An 886-nucleotide genomic window follows, 5' to 3' on the forward strand; every position below is an offset into this window, starting at 1 on the left:
GAAGACGGGATTCGAACCCGCGACCCCCACCTTGGCAAGGTGGTGTTCTACCACTGAACTACTTCCGCAACTTAATTACTTATAATGCGGGTGAAGGGAGTCGAACCCCCACGCCTTGCGGCGCCAGATCCTAAGTCTGGTGCGTCTGCCAATTCCGCCACACCCGCGTATAATTTAAATGGTGAGCCATGAAGGACTCGAACCTTCGACCCTCTGATTAAAAGTCAGATGCTCTACCGACTGAGCTAATGGCTCGATATCTTCGAAAGATGGTGCCGGCCAGAGGACTTGAACCCCCAACCTACTGATTACAAGTCAGTTGCTCTACCAATTGAGCTAGGCCGGCTTATTATGATCGTATTTCTTTAATTTAATTTAAATTTGAACTGTCGTCCAGCTTTCAGAATGCTGATTCAAGTAGCAGCTCAAGCTGTACGCTGAAGCATTTCAATGAAGCTTATTCGGTCGTGCTCTACCAATTGAGCTAGGCCGGCATACGATCATTTTTTATATTTAAATAAATATGGTGGAGGATGACGGGATCGAACCGCCGACCCCCTGCTTGTAAGGCAGGTGCTCTCCCAGCTGAGCTAATCCTCCATTATTGTCTAGCTTCAGACGCTATCGGCTTGCATCGCTTCAGGCTGCTGTGGAAGTTTTGAAAAACAATCTTCCTCGTCAGCCCTCCAGCGAGTTTCGCCGATGAGCAAGCGTCTTCCGCTTTTCTATTTGCCTGGCAACGTCCTACTCTTGCAGGGGGAGAGCCCCCAACTACCATCGGCGCTGAGAAGCTTAACTTCCGTGTTCGGGATGGGAACGGGTGTGACCTTCTCGCCATAGTTACCAGACTATTTATTTAAGGGATTGTTCCCTCAAAACTAGATAG

4 tRNA genes and 1 rRNA gene are annotated in these 886 nt (G+C 48.9%); all 5 read right to left on the reverse strand.

Features of this window, described 5'->3' with window-relative positions:
- Positions 1-85 precede the first annotated feature (85 nt).
- Positions 86-167, reverse strand: a tRNA-Leu gene (locus B5V89_RS14845).
- 12 nt (positions 168-179) lie between these two features.
- A tRNA-Lys gene (locus B5V89_RS14850) sits at positions 180-255 on the reverse strand.
- A 15-nt stretch (positions 256-270) separates the two neighbouring features.
- Positions 271-346 (reverse strand) — tRNA-Thr (locus B5V89_RS14855).
- Positions 347-524: 178 nt separating this feature from the next.
- Positions 525-600: transfer RNA gene (locus B5V89_RS14860), tRNA-Val, on the reverse strand.
- 131 nt (positions 601-731) lie between these two features.
- Positions 732-848, reverse strand: a 5S ribosomal RNA gene (gene rrf, locus B5V89_RS14865).
- Positions 849-886: the final 38 nt, after the last annotated feature.

This window comes from Heyndrickxia sporothermodurans (genome assembly GCF_003055045.1).
Taxonomy (GTDB): Bacteria; Bacillota; Bacilli; order Bacillales; family Bacillaceae_C; genus Heyndrickxia; species Heyndrickxia sporothermodurans.